Below are 15,255 nucleotides of genomic sequence, written 5' to 3'. Positions count from 1 at the left end.
GGGACCGAAGTGAATCGGGTTCCGGGGCGGGGTGCGTATATGACTTACTTGGCGATGACGGCCAGCACGTCGCGTGCCGACAGAATCAGGTACTCCTCGCCGGCGTACTTGATCTCGGTGCCGCCGTACTTGCTGTAGATGACGGTGTCGCCTTCTTTGACGTCGACCGGGATCCGGTTGCCCTTTTCGGTGACACGGCCTTCGCCGACTGCGACGACGGTGCCTTCCTGAGGCTTCTCCTTGGCTGTGTCGGGGATGACCAGACCGGAGGCGGTCGTCGTCTCGGCCTCATTGGCCTGGACGAGGATCTTGTCCTCGAGCGGCTTGATTTTCACGCTCGCCACGTTGAGCCCTCCATTGTTACGGGGTGCGCGTCCGGGGTCGGATCCCCGGACAGCTGTGTTTGATCGTGCTGTTGTGCATCTTCTACGTTCGTAGCTCTGCGCTCGTTCCCGTCGTCGCGGGTGCCGGGAACTCACTCAGTGCCAACTAGCACTCTATACACGCGAGTGCCAGCACTCAAGGTCTGGGTTCTCCGACGTCGAAGACTCGCCCCTGCCTCGCGCACCGATCAGCCGACGTTTCGCGCTTGCCCTCGCCTGATCGCGGCCAAGAGGAGTCGGCCGCCGAGCGCGATGATCACCAGATTCCCCACTATCTGCAGCGAAACGACAGCGCGGGCAGAATCGGTGGATGCGGCAATGTCACCGAACCCCACGGTGGAAAACACGGACAGGGTGAAATAGAGGCTGCCCATCCGGGACACGGGCTCGGTGAAATTGCCGGACGCCGCTTCGGCCATCAGGTAGTAAACGGTGGAAAAACCGATGAGATATATCGGAACGATTGCCGCCGTGGCTTCGATCGCCTGGATTGTCGGATAGTCGGCCTTCAGTATTTTCGCGACCTGCCATGCGAACACGACGCCGACCCCGATCAGTACGACCGCAAGGATGGTGAGGGACCCGACGTCGGCGGCACCGTTCATCGGGGCGACGAAGTAGAAGGCAGTCAAAAGGACTGCTGTGACGACGGGTCGAAACAGTGCGCGGCACAGAAGTACACGCCGTTCCTTCTCGCCCAGCCGGGAATAGGGCGTAGAACCAGCCAAATTCGCCCCTCGAGAGAATTGATCGAAACACAGACCTCCTTGTCATAGCGGTATCTCGGTGCGGGAGTTCACGTTTTTTCGAAAAATTCTGTAACGTTCGGATAACGAGACGATATAGTTCCGATGGTGAACTTCTGATGCAGTACCGGGTTGCGGCGAAACGGAGCCGCAACAGCGTCGGGACACGTAGTCGATTTCGAACAGGGTGGGGAGGTGCACGATGAAGGTTGGAATTGGGGTTTCTACCGGAACCGAGGTTGTGTGCGCTGCCCTGGTCGTGGTGGACGAAGATGGTTCGCACACCGTCGAATACCGCACGGTGTCCGCAGACAGTGAAGCAAATACAGACATCGGTCAGCTGGTCACATCGGCAATAGAGTTGATGACGACCCTGGCTCCTGCACCCGCCGGGCAAGGCTCACATTCGACCGGACGGCGTGAGCCGGACACCATCGCCGTGTCGTATCGCACTCCCGAACAATCCTCGTCCATTCGTTCGGCATGTAGCAGTTCACGCCGTGCTGTCTCGTTGATTCCTGAATCCGCGGCTTCCCACGCATTCCTCGCCGACTCCGGGCTCATTGCGCGCTACGGCACCGTCTCGGTTGTCGACCTGGGCGCCTCGGGCTCGACCGTGACGATCATCGATGCCCAATCCGGCGTCGTCCACGCCTACGAACCCCGCGACGACTTCGGTGGTGACGCGGTCAACAATCTGGTCAAAGAGCTCGTACGCGGCAGACCGGAACGCGAAAGTCGATCGCGAGAGGACAACCGCAGCAACGATTCTGCGCGGTACCGCACGGTCAAAGAACACCTGTCGACATACGACTCGGCATCCATCAGCCACGACGGGGTGGCGACCACGGTGGCTCGGACGGAATTCGACGCGCTGATCCGCCCGTCGGTGACAAAGTTGGTGCGTCGTATCACGCAGGCGGCCGACCGGACGGGCCGCGCACCCGAAGCGGTGGTACTCATCGGCGGCGGCGCCCACATACCGCTCGTGCGGACCGTCGTCGAGTCCGAACTCGGACTTCCGGTTCTTACCGTCGACGAACCCGATGCCGTCCTTGCTACAGGTGCCGCGCATGTCGCCCTGACCGCTGCTCAGGGTCTCTACCCCACGGTCGGTGCTACTGCCGGATCGCCGGTTCGATCGGTCGGTCGTTACTCCGGAGCGTTGGTCGGAGCTTTCCTCGTCGCCGGTATCGTCCTCGTCTACGGAATTCAGGCATTGACCCCGTCCGATGACACCGGCTACTCCCCGGCAGGCACCGAAGTTCCGTCAGAGCAACAGAGCGATCAGAGCAAAGCCTCGCTCGTCGACGGCACCACCATCAGCGCGGCCGATCCGCGGGCCACGACAACCTCCGCCGAGGTCTCGACCGGGAACCCGACTTCAGCCCAGATGTCGGCATCGGCATCGGCATCGGCATCGACCACATCCGAGCGCAGCAGCGTCACCGACGTGGCGCCGACGCCCACCAGTTGGCCGGCGGCATCGACGCCGACGCTGCACCCGGCGCCGGATCTTCCGTTGATTCCGTTTCCCACTCTGCCGAATTGGGGCGAGATCGTTCCGCTCCCCGACAGCACCACGATCGCGCCGCCCTCGCCGACTCCGAGCATTCCGGAATCCACACCGCCTGAGTCGACACCGCCTCTAGCCACCCCGCCTCAAGCCACCCCGCCTCTGGCCACCCCATCCGAAACGACCCCGACCGGAGTACCTTCGGTGACGTCGCGCGAGTCCGTTCCGGTTCTCCCGCCTGGTGTCCCCACGGCGGACGCCGGCGGGACACCCGCTCCTCCGTCGCCGCCGGAGTTGACGCCCCCACCGACCGTGTGGTCTCCGCCCGCAATCGTTCCAGCGAACCCGGCTTCACCCTCGGATGACACTGCAGACAGCACGGCAGGAGCACCTGTGCAACCGACCTCGGGTCCAGTGACAACGAATCAGCCGGCCACCACGAACTAGACGCGGCCAGAGATCAGGCTGGTGGACACCGGGAGCCCCGGGTCGGTCGCCGCTCGCAGATCGGATGCCTCTGCCCCACCCGCTATCAAGTGCGCGCCGAGCGTGGCGATCATCACTCCATTGTCGGTGCACAACCGAGGCTTCGGAATTCTCAACGTCAATCCCGCTGCGCTGCACCTAGTTTCGACCATCGATCGAATTCTCGAGTTCGCGGTGGCTCCGCCCCCCAACACGATCGTGTTCACATCGACATCCTGAGCCGCGCGCACTGCCTTCATGGTCAGCACATCGGCCACGGACTCCTGAAAGGACGCAGCGATGTCTGCGACGGGAATGCTGTCTCCTGCGCGTCGACGTGCCTCGACGAACCTGGCCACCGCCGTCTTCACCCCGGAGAACGAGAAATCGTACCTCGCGTCGCGCGGACCCGTCATACCTCGCGGAAACGCAATAGCATGCGGATCACCTTCACGCGCAGCATCATCGAGCGCCGGGCCGCCCGGATAACCCAAACCGAGCAACCTGGCAACCTTGTCGAACGCCTCACCCGCTGCGTCGTCGACAGTGGTGCCCAACTCGACGATCGGAGCACCGAGATCGTCCACGTGTAACAGGTGCGTATGCCCGCCGGATACCAGAAGCGCGACGCATGAGGGCATCGGACCGTGCTCTAGGGTATCGACCGCTACATGCCCACCCAAATGGTTGACGGCGTAGAACGGCACACCCCATGCGGCCGCATACGCTTTGGCTGCGGCGACGCCGACGAGTAGGGCACCTGCCAATCCGGGGCCGATCGTCACGGCCACTGCGTCGGGCCGATCGATGTCGGCAGTTGCCAGCGCACGCCGCATGGTCGGAACCATCGCCTCGAGATGCGCGCGCGAGGCTACCTCGGGGACGACACCGCCGTACCGAGCATGCTCGTCGACACTGGACGCGACCTCGTCTGCGAGTAACTCGCACACACCGGAATCACGCCAGCGGACGACACCCACACCTGTTTCGTCACAGGAACTTTCGATGCCCAACACGATCACGAGAGCGTGCCTCCATTCCCGACTTCGCGCCGCATCGTGTACGCGTCCGCACCGCTCGGCTGGTAGTACTTTCGTCGAGTCCCGACCACCACGAACCCGGTACGGGTGTAGAGCTCGATAGCCGGTTCGTTGTCGGTACGCACTTCGAGGAATACCGGTCCACCGTGACTGTCGGCAACCGCGAGCAGATCGGCCAACAATGCCCCTCCGATGCCGCGGCGGTGCGCGAGAGGATCGACCCCGATGGTGTGTACTTCCGACTCAACCGACTCCCCCTGGCCCAGCAAGGCGACCCCGGCATAACCCACCAGCGTGCCGCCCTCACGCGCGGCAACGTAATGATTGTGCGGCGCAGCAAGTTCCGACAGAAAAGCCTGCGCGGTCCATGGGTCGTCCCCAGGAAACAACACGCTCTCGAGTTCGGCACAACGCTCGACATCGGCCATGGTCAGTGGCGAAAGAATCACGGTCATGATGTCACCGTCTTCGCTGCTGCCCGCTCCTCGAGCGTTTTCGCGTCCGGCCGGCGAAGATAGAGCGGCACGATCGGTGCCGGCGCGGATGAGGATGCCAGTTGCTCGAGAGCCGCCAGTACCAAACCCTGCGGCGACGGCGACACCACTTCTCGTACAGGAACTTCGAACAACGCGAGATGTGACGGAGATCCAGCAGCCCCACTCGCCCCGGCAACATCGAGCAAAGCAGGAGCAACGACCTCCGGGCCTGCGTACCGGACCGCATGTCGGTACCGCGCCCAATACACCTCGCGACGCCTGGCATCGGTGACGACCACAAGATCGGGCTCGTCGGGAAGTTCGGCGGCAATCGCGTCGAGACTGCAGACACCGTGGATCGGGATGCCCAGTGCGTCGGCAAATGCGGAGGCAGTAGCCATTCCGACACGAAGACCGGTGAACGGGCCTGGACCGACACCGACGACTACGGCTTGCAGATCCTGCGGAGTGAGGGCGGCCTCGGCCAAGCATTGGACAATGTTGGGCGTGAGCACCTCGGCGTGAAGCCGAGGATCGACCACGATTCGCTGGGACAGGGTATGCGGCTGCCCGTCGGTGACGCGAACCACACCGGCGGTGACTGCGGGCGTGGAGGTATCGACAGCGAGAACGAGCACGGTTTCTCAGGGTACCCGCATGTCACGCCGGGCCTGCCGCGGCACCGTCAGTCCTGCACCGAACGTTGGACTCGGCTCAATTCGACGGATCTGTCATCGGTGTCGAGGTCGCGCCGAATACGTACCGAAACATGAGAGTCGGTGAGCTGCTCGACCAGTCCCTCGCCCCATTCGACGACGACCACAGCCGCTTCCAGATCGGTGTCGAGGTCCAACGCGTCCAGTTCGTCGAGAGACGACTGCCCCGTCATTCCCAGACGGTACGCATCCACGTGAATCAAGGACACGGGGGCAGCACCGTTCGGCCGAATCCCGGCCCGGTGCTCGCGGGCAATGACGAACGTCGGCGAGCTGACCCTGCCCTGCACCCCGAGACCCGACGCGATGCCACGCGTCATCGCGGTCTTTCCCGCACCCAGCGGTCCATCGAGGATCACGAGGTCGCCGGCGACGAGGGTTTGAGCCAGCCGGTATCCGAAGTCCTCCGTGTCGGCCGCCGTCGGCAAGATCAGTGAGCGTCCATCGAAATGCAACGTGGACGGCGGCGGGCACTCAGCCAATTCCGCGCCGTCCGCTTCGACGACGTGCCCGCACAGCGCCGGCACGGGTGAGGAGTCGAACCAGGGCGGCATTCACTTTGTCCGGAAACTCGAGCTGCACGAGATGACCTGCTTGAGGCACCCGAACGACTTCGGCTTCGGGCAGGGCTCGAGCCATCGCCAACGAGCTCGCGAGCGGAATGATCCAGTCCTCGTCGCCACACATGACGGTCACCGGAATGCGGGTCAAGTGCACCAGCGCATCCTTTTCGTTGTGTAGCTCGAGGGTTTTCAGAAAGTTGACGATCGTGACTACCGAGGTGTCGTCGATCATCGATTGAGAGAAGGCGACCAAGCGCGGGCTCACCCGCGTTCCGTACGACGCCGCACGAAGCACCGGCGAGATCAGCGCCCGTACAGCCCCGCGTCCGAGCTGGACCACGCCGGGCGAAGTGCGGACAGCAAAGCGAAATGCGTCGATGACGGGATTGTTCAGGCTTTTACCCAGGCCGGTTTCGGCCAGTCCAGCGGCTGTCGTCGATAGCAAGGCAACGCCGACGACCCTGTCCTTGACCAGGTCCGGACGCTGACGCGTCAACGACAGAATCGTCATGCCACCCATCGAGTGACCGATGAGTACGAGATGACCGCGCGGTGCGACTGCGCGGATGACGGCGTCGAGATCGGATCCGAGCTGCTCGATGGTGCAACTTTCAGGCGTCGGCTCACCGGACTTGCCATGGCCCCTCTGGTCGTAGAAGACCATTCGGACGGACGAGCCCCACTCTTGCTCCAACGCTTGGCGCTGAAAGTGCCACGAAGACATATGGAGGCAGTACCCGTGTACGAACACCGCGGTGATGGGGGCGTCGGTGGGCCCGACTTCGCGAACTGCGAGCGGAACTCCGTCGTCGGCGGTGACGATGGATCCCCGATCGGCGTCCATCAGCTCGAGGTTCTCGTTGGCCAAAGGATCCTTGTTCGAACGCAGCATCGTTTCGCGCAGGGCCAACCCGACACTGTTGACTATGCCTAGATTTCCGAGCAAATTCATCTGATCACCTCACCCGCTCTCATCTCCGGTGGTCCCGAGCCGATGCCCTTGTACGACCTGCGCACTCGGCCCCGAATTCCGGTGACTATCTCGTAGTGGATGGTGCCCAACCGATCCGCCCAGTCCTGTGCACGTGGTCCCCCTCCGTCACCGGATCCGAAGAGGACCGCAGTGTCGCCTTCGGTGACCCCTGATCCGCTCGGCCCGAGATCCACCACGCACTGGTCCATACATACCCGCCCAACCGAGGGAAACCGGCGCGAACCGATCTGCACGTCGAAACGCCCGCTCAGATTGCGGACGAGCCCATCGGCGTATCCCATCGGGATGAGCGCAACCGTGGTGTCCTTTTCGGCGGTCCACGTGTGCCCGTAGGACACTCCGTCACCGGCCCCGACCTTCTTCACCAACGCTACCGGTGTCGACACCGTCATCGCGGGCCGCAAACCGAAATCACCGAGTTCCGGTATCGGCGACAAACCGTACATCGCAATACCTGGACGGACCATGTCGAAACGGAGATCGGGACGAGTGAGAGTGGCCGCCGAATTGGACAGATGCACCTTCTCTGGCTGCATACCGGCTGCCTGCACGCGAGCGAGAGCGGCACGCAAATTTTCCGCTTGGCGATCGTTGGCAGGATGCTGCGGACTGTCCGCGCATGCCAGATGAGAGAAGATTCCGCGCAACCGAACGGACTCCTCCGCCACGGCCCTACCCAGTGCCTCGATCACCTCGTCCCACTGCTCGACGGGGATGCCGTTTCGGTTCAAGCCGGTGTCGACCTTCAACGTGACGACTGCGGGGGTGTGCGCAGTGCGAGCAGCGGCTACTACTGCCGACAGATGGGTGGCCGAGGACACGCCGATCTCGACCCCAGCCGAGATCGCCGGAGCAAAGTCGGTGTCGTGTCGGTGCAGCCAGGCAAGAATCGGGGCAGTGATGCCGGCCCTTCGCAGCGTGAGCGCTTCGTCGAGTGTCGCGACACCCAACTCTTCGGCTCCCGCGTTCAGCGCCACTGTTGCAACCGCCAGCGCACCATGGTTGTAGCCATCCGCCTTCACGACGGCCATCATCGATGCGTCACCAGCGTATTCACGGAGAACAGCGACGTTGTGGGCGATCGCGTCGAGATCGATGGTGGCAGTCGCACCTGTACCGGAGTATGAGTCCTGTGTGCTGACTGCTGCCACATCGACTACCGGCACGAGTTCACTGTCCACAACGTTCGATGATGCCACTCGCAACACATCGCTCTGTACTCGGTGCACCGAGGTCCTCGTTCCACTTCGCGCCGATCGTGACCGAAAACACTGCGCAGCCGTCCATAAAAGTCTTCACAGTGCGACGGAGCGAAGAATCCTGATGGCCTCGGGGAGCGCGGACAGGAGAGGACCAGCCGAGATCGGTGCCGCGAACTCGCCGTTGGACCCATAGGCGGCCTTCGCCGCCGCCAGCGAGTGCGCCCGGGCCCCACACGCAGCAGCAACGGCGGCTTCGAGTCCGGTAGCCAGCAATGCCCCCAGCACTCCGGACAGAACATCTCCAGACCCTGCCGTCGACGCCGCTGATCCGCCCGCATCATTGACGAGGACCCTGCCATCCGGGTCGGCGACCACCGTCGCTCGGCCCTTGAGCAGAACGGTCACACCCCAATTCGATGCCAGATCACGTACCGCGGACACCTTGTCGGCGCCGGGCACCCGGCCGGCCAACCGCTCGAATTCACCGGCATGCGGTGTGAGCAACGTCGGTGCCGAGCGCGACCGAACCAAATCTGGTTCCGACGCCAGAACGGTCAGGGCATCTGCGTCGACCACCACGGGCAGATCGGAGGACAGGATGTCGGACAACCGCTCCCTCGACCTTTCCCCGGTGTCGAACCCTGGACCGACCACCCATGCCTGGACGCGTCCAGCACTTGCCGGATCGGCCGAGACGATGACCTCGGGATAGTGGGATACAACCTCAGCTGCCGCGCTCCCCACGTACCGCACCATGCCCGACGTCGCGGCCACCGCCGCTCCGGTGCACAACAATGCAGCCCCCGGATATCGCTCACTGCCCGCGGCGATCCCTACGACACCCTGCGAATACTTGTCGTCCTCGGCTGCAGGAATCGGCCAGAGGGCGCCGACGTCGGCAGGCTCGAACGCACGAATGTACGGATCGGGCATGCTCAACCCGATCTCGACGAGTTCCACTCTGCCGCAATACGGCACCGCAAGCACATGCACGGGTTTGCGCGCACCGAAGGTCACGGTCACCGCAGCTCGGACGGCTGGACCATCCACGGCGCCCGTCGTCGGATCGACACCGCTGGGAATGTCCGCGGACACGATCGGAGCGTCGAGCGCGGCAACGATGGCCGCCGCATCGGAGCGCAGCGGCCCGGTGCCGGAGATGCCGACGATGGCATCGATGACCAGGTCGGGATTGTCCGGTACAGAAACGACCTTGCCGCCCGCGCGCCGAAACGCCGCAAGACCTTCCGGGTGTGTGCGGTCCGGCTTCAGCAGGACCGCACTCACCGCTACCCCACGGGTGCGCAGGATGGCACCGGCCCACAGTCCGTCGCCTCCGTTGTCACCGGACCCGACGAGAATGCTCACCCGCCGACCGGCGACCCCGCCTGTCCGGCCCGCCAACTCCCGCGCCACTACCGTCGCCAGACCGTAGGCTGCACGGCGCATCAGAACCCCCGGCGGCAACGCCTCGAGGAGAGGTCGTTCCGCGTCGCGAATCTGCTCAGGCGTGAAGTAGTGCCGCATAAACAGTCTCCCGTCGGACGTTCACCTATGTTGCTGCTACTCGACAGTGACGGACTTCGCCAGGTTTCTCGGCTTGTCGACGTCGTATCCCCTGCTCTGCGCCACTTCGGCGGCAAAGACCTGCAACGGCACAGTCGAGAGCAGTGGCTGCAGAAGAGTCGGAGCCACCGGGATCTCGATCAGATGGTCGGCAAAGGGACGGACAGTTTCGTCACCCTCCTCCGCTATCACTACTGTTCGAGCACCACGCGCCTGGATTTCACGAATGTTGCTGAGCATCTTCGAGTGAAGGACCGCGCGCCCCTTCGGCGAGGGCATGACCACGATCACGGGCAACCCGTCCTCGATCAACGCGATGGGACCATGTTTGAGTTCACCTGCAGCGAAGCCCTCGGCGTGCATGTACGCGAGTTCCTTGAGCTTGAGGGCGCCTTCGAGTGCCACCGGATATCCGACGTGGCGGCCAAGGAACAGAATCGTCGGCGAAGTGGCCAATTCTCGTGCAAGTTCACGCACCGGCTCCACCGAATCGAGCACTTTCTGCACGAGTACGGGCATCGCTTCGAGGTCTGCGAACTCCCGTGCGACTTCATCGGGGTACTTCGTTCCGCGAGCCTGCGCCAGGGCAAGCCCGACCAGGTAGTTGGCAGTGACCTGAGCGAGAAACGCCTTGGTCGACGCGACACCGATCTCTGGACCTGTTCGCGTGTAAAGGACTGCGTCGGCCTCGCGCGGAATCTGCGAGCCGTTGGTGTTGCACACGGCTAGAACTCGCGCGCCCTGATCTTTCGCATGGCGTACAGCTTCGAGCGTGTCCGCGGTTTCGCCGGACTGCGAGATCGCGACCACGAGAGTGGATCGATCGAGAACCGGATCTCGGTAGCGAAACTCGCTGGCGAGTTCCACCTCGACCGGAAGCCGCGTCCAGTGCTCGATGGCGTACTTCGCAAGCAGCCCGGAATGATAAGAACTTCCGCACGCCACGACGAAAATCTTGTCGACCTCGCGTAGCTCCTGATCCGACAACCGCTGCTCGTCCAAGACGATCCGTTGATTCTCGAAGTGCCCGAGCAAGGTGTCCGCGATGGCTGCGGGCTGCTCCTGGATCTCCTTGAGCATGAAGTAGTCGTAACCACCCTTTTCGGCCGCAGCCAGATCCCAATCGATGTGGAAAGGGCGTCCCGACGCTACGTTGCCGTCGAAGTCGGTGATCTCGTATCCACCGGCAGTGATGACGACTACCTGATCCTGGCCGAGTTCGACGGCCTCGCGAGTGTGCTCGATGAATGCAGCCACATCCGAACCCACGAACATTTCGCCGACACCTACGCCTACGACCAGCGGCGTCGAGCGACGCGCGGCGACAATAGTGTCGGCATGATCGGAATGGGTGAACACGAGAGTGAACGCGCCCTCGAGTCTGCGTAACACCGCCTTCGCGCTGGCGACGAAATCGCCCTTCGTCGGGCCCTCTTCATACGCGCACGAGACGAGGTGGACTGCGACCTCGGTATCGGTGTCACTGGAGAACTCGACGCCCCGGGCTTCGAGCTCGGCGCGAAGTGGACCGAAGTTTTCGATGATTCCGTTGTGCACGACCGCGACCGACCCCGACACGTCACGATGTGGATGTGCGTTTCGATCTGTCGGCCGCCCGTGAGTTGCCCACCGGGTGTGACCCATCCCCGTCGACCCGACGAACCTCTCGGCGCCGACTTCTTCCAGTTCGGCCTCCAGATTCGCCAACCGACCCGCCTTGCGTTCGACAGCGGTGTTCCCAGCACCGTCGAGTATCGCAATCCCCGCTGAGTCGTATCCCCTGTATTCCATACGCCGAAGCGCCTCGACCACTACACCCAGAGCTTGGCGGTGGCCGACGTATCCCACGATTCCGCACATGGTGCTTGAGGGTACTCGGAGACCGGCGGAGATCCTCGCGGGAGAACGCGAGAACCCCGACTCGGCCCCGTACCCCCGCCGATCACACTCGATCCGATAGCGTCTACATCCGTGGCGACACCTAAGAAGCTCGCAGCAGAACTCAGCAAGCGCGGTCCGCACGAAGTGCTCCGCGGTGACCTCGCCCTCGCCGGGCAACCCGGCGTCGTCTACACCCCGGCGGAGGGCTACAACCTGCCCGGAGTCGCTTTCGGGCACGGCTGGCTGTTGCGCGGCGACCACTACACGAACACCCTGAAGCACCTTGCGTCGTGGGGCATCGTCGCCGCGGCGCCCGACACCGAACGCGGGCCATTTCCGTCACACCGCGGCCTTGCCGCCGACCTCGGCACAGTGCTCGACATCATGACCGGAGTGCGGTTGGGAACCGGCAATATCAGTGTGCACCCCGACAAACTCGCCGTAGCCGGCCACGGCATGGGAGCGAGCGTTGCAGTTCTCGCAGCCGCATCGCGCTCGGACATCAAAGCCGTAGCCGCGCTCTTTCCAGCACCGACGGTGCCGAGCGCGGAGACCGCAGCGCAATCCTTGTCGGTGCCAGGTTTGGTGCTGGGAGATGCAGCCATGACCGATTCGTTGAACGACAACACACTCGCGCTCGCCGGCGCATGGGGAGGGCCCTCGACATTTCGACGCATCGACAAAGCGTCGTCCGACGGCATGGTCGAAGGAAGACGGCTTCTCAGCCCCCTCGGCTTCGGCGGTACCGAGAGGTCGACAGTCGAGGTCGTCCGCGCGCTACTGACTGCATTCCTGTTGTTCCACCTCTCCGGCGACAAGAAGTACGAAGAACTCGCCGGTGCAGCGGAATTGAAGAACACGCGAGTAATCGATCCCCACGCACCAATCGCGGAGCAGCCGAAGCCGAGCGCAATCTCGGCAGTGCGTGCAGTGATCGGTCGCTGATCCTCTTCACCTCAGCCAGCTCGAAGGCGGGTCATCCTCGGCCCAGGTTGCCTGGACTGCTGCATGCACCCGCGTATCGAGGTTCGCCGGCAACAGATACGACCGGTACGCGTTCACGGATCGATCTTCCTCGACGTTCTCGTTAGAAACTCCACTCGGCCCCGGACGCGGGCCGTGGTCGTCAATTGCGGCCGGTGACGGCCCGACACCGGCCGTAGTTCGCGCAATCGTGTCGAGTCGATCCGACACCCGATCCAGTGCGGCACGGTGCTCGGCCCGAACGCGTTGGATTTCGCTCCTCCACGTGCCCCCACCGCCGGTCACAGCGGCCCGGCTTCGGCAAGGTGTGCACCAGAGTCCAACGACGGCCCCTCTGCACCCTGCTCCGCCGCTGAAGGTGCCGGACCCTCTGCCGGTGTCCGGGGCTGCGACGGAGTTTGCATCGGGGGTTCTATCGGGGCGGCTTCACCCTCGGCACTCCCCCGGTCCGGCGCGCACCCCCCAGGTTCGAAATATTCGGGTTCGGAGTCTTCGGACGTACCGAGGTCCGGTACGGCGGGTGCAGGCTCTGGGTCGGGCCCTTCCTCCGGTTCCACCTCCGGCTTCTCGACGTTCGATTCACCCGTAGGCCGGTCGGGATCTCCCTGTTCGGGGATAGCTCGCTCGGGGTTAGCTAGCTCGGGTGTCTGTTGTTCCGGAGCCGAGCCGGAAACGACTGGCGGAGCTTCGAGAGTCTCGACGATCACGGGAAGCCCGAGCGGACCCATCCGAAGTTCGAATCGACGTACTCCGCCGTCGGGGTTACCGAGTTCCAATGACAACGTTCCATTATCCGCCACAGCGATCTTCGCGCTGTGCCCATCCAACTCGGCCATGAGGTGCCCTCGTTCTGGTGACATTCCACCCGGGTCCGGCTCCGCCGGGCCAGCAGTCGGCAATTGCGTGCCAGCGTTCGCTGGTTCCGCGTCAGCTTCCGGCAGCTCCACGAAAGCCGGTGAATCCTGTTCCGGAACAGAGCTGTTCGAGCTCAGCTCCTCCCCTCGACCGTTCAGAGGGGCCGGTGTTTCACCAGCTTCGGAATCAAGAATGCGATCTATGGCCGAGCGAATATCAGCGGTGAGCGGTTCGAGTGCACGTTGCACCGCCGACTCGATTGCTGCCACCGAGTCGGGCGAGCCTGCTGAACCGGAAGGGCCAGTGCGACTTCCGGTGTCGATGTCCGGGCTCTGCTGCGGCTGCGGCTGCGCTGGCATGCTGCTGGTCGCAGGGGCTGTTGTCGGCACAGCCTGTTGAGGAAGTGCGGCCTGCGGCTGGGCCGAGTGCTGCGGTGCGGACTGCTGCGGTTCGGACTGCTGCGGTTCGGACTGCTGCGGTTCGGACTGCTGTGGTTCGGACTGCTGTGGTTCGGACTGCTGTGGTTCGGACTGCTGTAGTTCCGGCGGCGGCATCGTGCCCGGGCCAGATTCCGGAAGATCGTCGGGTGCAGTTCGGCACTCGGGGTCCAGTCGGCTCACAGCCGAGTCGTCGATGTCGGTGGACCGAAATTCGGAATCATCGATGGCCTCCGCTGTGTTCGCCACGACTGCCAAGAGGTCTCGAACGCCGGTGTCCGTAGCCGCGCAGATTTCCACGAATGCGAGGCAGGTCTCCGTGACCGCGGGCCGGAAAACCTCGTTCAGCCACGCATCGCAGACTTTTCGAACCTTGCCCAGTCCGGCACTGTCGAGGGGTGTCCGCGTGTCGACCACCTCCGCGATCTCCGGCAGCGCAGTCTCGACCGTAGCCAGAAACGCATTCGCGACCGGCCCGACACCTTGGAAGGAATCGAGCTCGAGACCGGCGAAGTACGAGATCGCCTCGATCGACTCGATCGGTTTGCCGCCGACGCGAGAGAAGTCGATCGATCCCACGACGGTCGCCTTGTCCCGTACGATCTCGCCGATGACATCGACTGCGGTGTGCATGGATTGGTGCAGCTGATCGATCGAGTTCACACGCGAGAGTGCGCACTGCAGGTCCGATTCCACGTCCGACATCGCCGCCTCACCGGCTGTGCCCGACCACGAACGGTCCAGCACCGCGGACAGACGCCGCTGTTCCTCGATCTGCGAGCGTGCAAGCTCGAGCACTCTGCCCAACGCTTCGGCATCGGCAGTCAAGGCCGCAATATCCAACCCGCGTTGCTCGTCGTAGCGTGCGCACATTTCGGCGTACGTCCACTCGAGAGAACCATCGATCCGATTCAGCGTCGGGAGGTGACGTTCGAAATACAGCAAGCCACGGGTACCGCCGTCGAGAAGGCTGTCGACCGAGACCAAAGACTCCACACCCGGCATCGTCGGTGATGTCATCGGGTCGATTCGATTCGGGGATCGTGCAGGCCCGTCGACAGCGCATCGTCGAAAAATCGATATCCGTCGACGCTGGTGCGAAACCGGTCGGCGTTGTCCTCGGACGCCTCACTCCAGCGTCGTAGCGACGACCCCACACGTTCGCCGGCCGCTGCAATACGCACACCGAGGTCGCCGTAGTTCCGGCCGGCGACCGTCGGACCGAAAGTAAACCCGCTCGCAATTTCTGCAGCCGACGCAATTGCCTGGGCGCTATCGCCGAAAGCTCCGGCTACAGCACCGACTGCCTCCGCATCGATGTCCAACTCGTCACACATCTCGCACACCACGCTTCCACGTCCGTCGGGCGAAATACCCCTGTCCTGTTCGACGCAGCCCGCGTGGGATCGGTTCCCTCCGGTACCGGTAACG

The 15,255-nt window shown here is 63.6% G+C and carries 14 protein-coding genes; 2 read left to right on the top strand and 12 right to left on the bottom strand.

The genetic code is table 11. The features are described 5' to 3' along the window. Nucleotides 1-44: 44 nt before the first annotated feature. Both groES and O1W68_RS09400 read right to left on the bottom strand, forming a co-directional pair. Nucleotides 45-344: a co-chaperone GroES gene (groES, locus tag O1W68_RS09405; protein WP_008718149.1), complete on the bottom strand. Its 300-nt coding sequence runs from the start codon at nucleotides 342-344 to the stop codon at nucleotides 45-47. Between the two features lie 227 nt (nucleotides 345-571). Continuing rightward, on the bottom strand, nucleotides 572-1,111 hold the full coding sequence (locus O1W68_RS09400; protein WP_269303017.1) for a potassium channel family protein: 540 nt from the start codon (nucleotides 1,109-1,111) through the stop codon (nucleotides 572-574). Nucleotides 1,112-1,331: 220 nt separating this feature from the next. On the opposite strand from O1W68_RS09400, the gene O1W68_RS09395 reads away from it, so the two are divergent. Then, nucleotides 1,332-3,092 carry an Hsp70 family protein gene (locus tag O1W68_RS09395; protein WP_269303016.1) on the top strand — a complete coding sequence of 587 codons (1,761 nt, stop codon included), beginning with the start codon at nucleotides 1,332-1,334 and terminating at the stop codon, nucleotides 3,090-3,092. On the opposite strand, the gene tsaD is transcribed toward O1W68_RS09395, so the two are convergent. The 8 genes from tsaD to glmS form a co-directional block, all read right to left on the bottom strand. Then, on the bottom strand, nucleotides 3,089-4,132 hold the full coding sequence (tsaD, locus tag O1W68_RS09390) for a tRNA (adenosine(37)-N6)-threonylcarbamoyltransferase complex transferase subunit TsaD (RefSeq protein ID WP_269303014.1): 1,044 nt from the start codon (nucleotides 4,130-4,132) through the stop codon (nucleotides 3,089-3,091). The genes O1W68_RS09395 and tsaD overlap by 4 nt on opposite strands. Further along, nucleotides 4,129-4,605, bottom strand: a complete 477-nt coding sequence (rimI, locus tag O1W68_RS09385) for a ribosomal protein S18-alanine N-acetyltransferase (protein WP_269303013.1) — start codon at nucleotides 4,603-4,605, stop codon at nucleotides 4,129-4,131. The genes tsaD and rimI overlap by 4 nt, the downstream gene beginning before the upstream one ends. After that, complete coding sequence (gene tsaB, locus O1W68_RS09380) at nucleotides 4,602-5,264, bottom strand: tRNA (adenosine(37)-N6)-threonylcarbamoyltransferase complex dimerization subunit type 1 TsaB (protein WP_269303012.1); 663 nt, start codon at nucleotides 5,262-5,264, stop codon at nucleotides 4,602-4,604. Before tsaB ends, rimI begins: the two co-directional genes overlap by 4 nt. 47 nt (nucleotides 5,265-5,311) lie before the next feature. Beyond that, a complete protein-coding gene (tsaE, locus tag O1W68_RS09375; protein WP_269303706.1) occupies nucleotides 5,312-5,797 on the bottom strand; it encodes a tRNA (adenosine(37)-N6)-threonylcarbamoyltransferase complex ATPase subunit type 1 TsaE in 486 nt (161 codons plus the stop codon). A gap of 19 nt (nucleotides 5,798-5,816) precedes the next feature. Then, nucleotides 5,817-6,857: an alpha/beta fold hydrolase gene (locus O1W68_RS09370; protein ID WP_442972316.1), complete on the bottom strand. Its 1,041-nt coding sequence runs from the start codon at nucleotides 6,855-6,857 to the stop codon at nucleotides 5,817-5,819. After that, entirely contained in the window at nucleotides 6,854-8,050 is a 1,197-nt protein-coding gene (gene alr / locus O1W68_RS09365; protein WP_269303704.1) for an alanine racemase, read from the bottom strand. Before alr ends, O1W68_RS09370 begins: the two co-directional genes overlap by 4 nt. Before the next feature lie 144 nt (nucleotides 8,051-8,194). Then, on the bottom strand, nucleotides 8,195-9,628 hold the full coding sequence (locus tag O1W68_RS09360; RefSeq protein ID WP_269303010.1) for an NAD(P)H-hydrate dehydratase: 1,434 nt from the start codon (nucleotides 9,626-9,628) through the stop codon (nucleotides 8,195-8,197). 36 nt (nucleotides 9,629-9,664) lie between these two features. After that, entirely contained in the window at nucleotides 9,665-11,527 is a 1,863-nt protein-coding gene (gene glmS / locus O1W68_RS09355) for a glutamine--fructose-6-phosphate transaminase (isomerizing) (protein WP_269303008.1), read from the bottom strand. Nucleotides 11,528-11,638: 111 nt separating this feature from the next. On the opposite strand from glmS, the gene O1W68_RS09350 reads away from it, so the two are divergent. Next, nucleotides 11,639-12,493 carry a dienelactone hydrolase family protein gene (locus O1W68_RS09350; RefSeq protein ID WP_269303005.1) on the top strand — a complete coding sequence of 285 codons (855 nt, stop codon included), beginning with the start codon at nucleotides 11,639-11,641 and terminating at the stop codon, nucleotides 12,491-12,493. Between the two features lie 320 nt (nucleotides 12,494-12,813). Here O1W68_RS09350 and O1W68_RS09345 read toward each other — a convergent pair whose 3' ends face one another. Both O1W68_RS09345 and O1W68_RS09340 read right to left on the bottom strand, forming a co-directional pair. Continuing rightward, on the bottom strand, nucleotides 12,814-14,844 hold the full coding sequence (locus O1W68_RS09345; RefSeq protein ID WP_269303003.1) for a hypothetical protein: 2,031 nt from the start codon (nucleotides 14,842-14,844) through the stop codon (nucleotides 12,814-12,816). Then, nucleotides 14,841-15,161, bottom strand: a complete 321-nt coding sequence (locus tag O1W68_RS09340) for a type VII secretion target (RefSeq protein WP_269303001.1) — start codon at nucleotides 15,159-15,161, stop codon at nucleotides 14,841-14,843. Before O1W68_RS09340 ends, O1W68_RS09345 begins: the two co-directional genes overlap by 4 nt. Nucleotides 15,162-15,255 lie beyond the last annotated feature (94 nt).

The sequence above is a fragment of the Rhodococcus sp. H36-A4 genome (assembly GCF_027158005.1).
Classification (GTDB): domain Bacteria; phylum Actinomycetota; class Actinomycetes; order Mycobacteriales; family Mycobacteriaceae; genus Rhodococcoides.
This window is presented reverse-complemented; position numbering and strand designations above follow the sequence as displayed.

Excerpts from the sequence above, each read along its gene's own strand:
- O1W68_RS09395 (WP_269303016.1), top strand. The coding sequence starts at position 1,332 with ATGAAGGTTGGAATTGGGGTTTCTACCGGAACCGAGGTTGTGTGCGCT.
- rimI (WP_269303013.1), bottom strand. The coding sequence starts at position 4,605 with ATGACCGTGATTCTTTCGCCACTGACCATGGCCGATGTCGAGCGTTGT.
- O1W68_RS09370 (WP_442972316.1), bottom strand. The coding sequence starts at position 6,857 with ATGAATTTGCTCGGAAATCTAGGCATAGTCAACAGTGTCGGGTTGGCC.
- O1W68_RS09360 (WP_269303010.1), bottom strand. The coding sequence starts at position 9,628 with ATGCGGCACTACTTCACGCCTGAGCAGATTCGCGACGCGGAACGACCT.
- glmS (WP_269303008.1), bottom strand. The coding sequence starts at position 11,527 with ATGTGCGGAATCGTGGGATACGTCGGCCACCGCCAAGCTCTGGGTGTA.
- O1W68_RS09345 (WP_269303003.1), bottom strand. The coding sequence starts at position 14,844 with ATGACATCACCGACGATGCCGGGTGTGGAGTCTTTGGTCTCGGTCGAC.
- O1W68_RS09340 (WP_269303001.1), bottom strand. The coding sequence starts at position 15,161 with ATGTGTGACGAGTTGGACATCGATGCGGAGGCAGTCGGTGCTGTAGCC.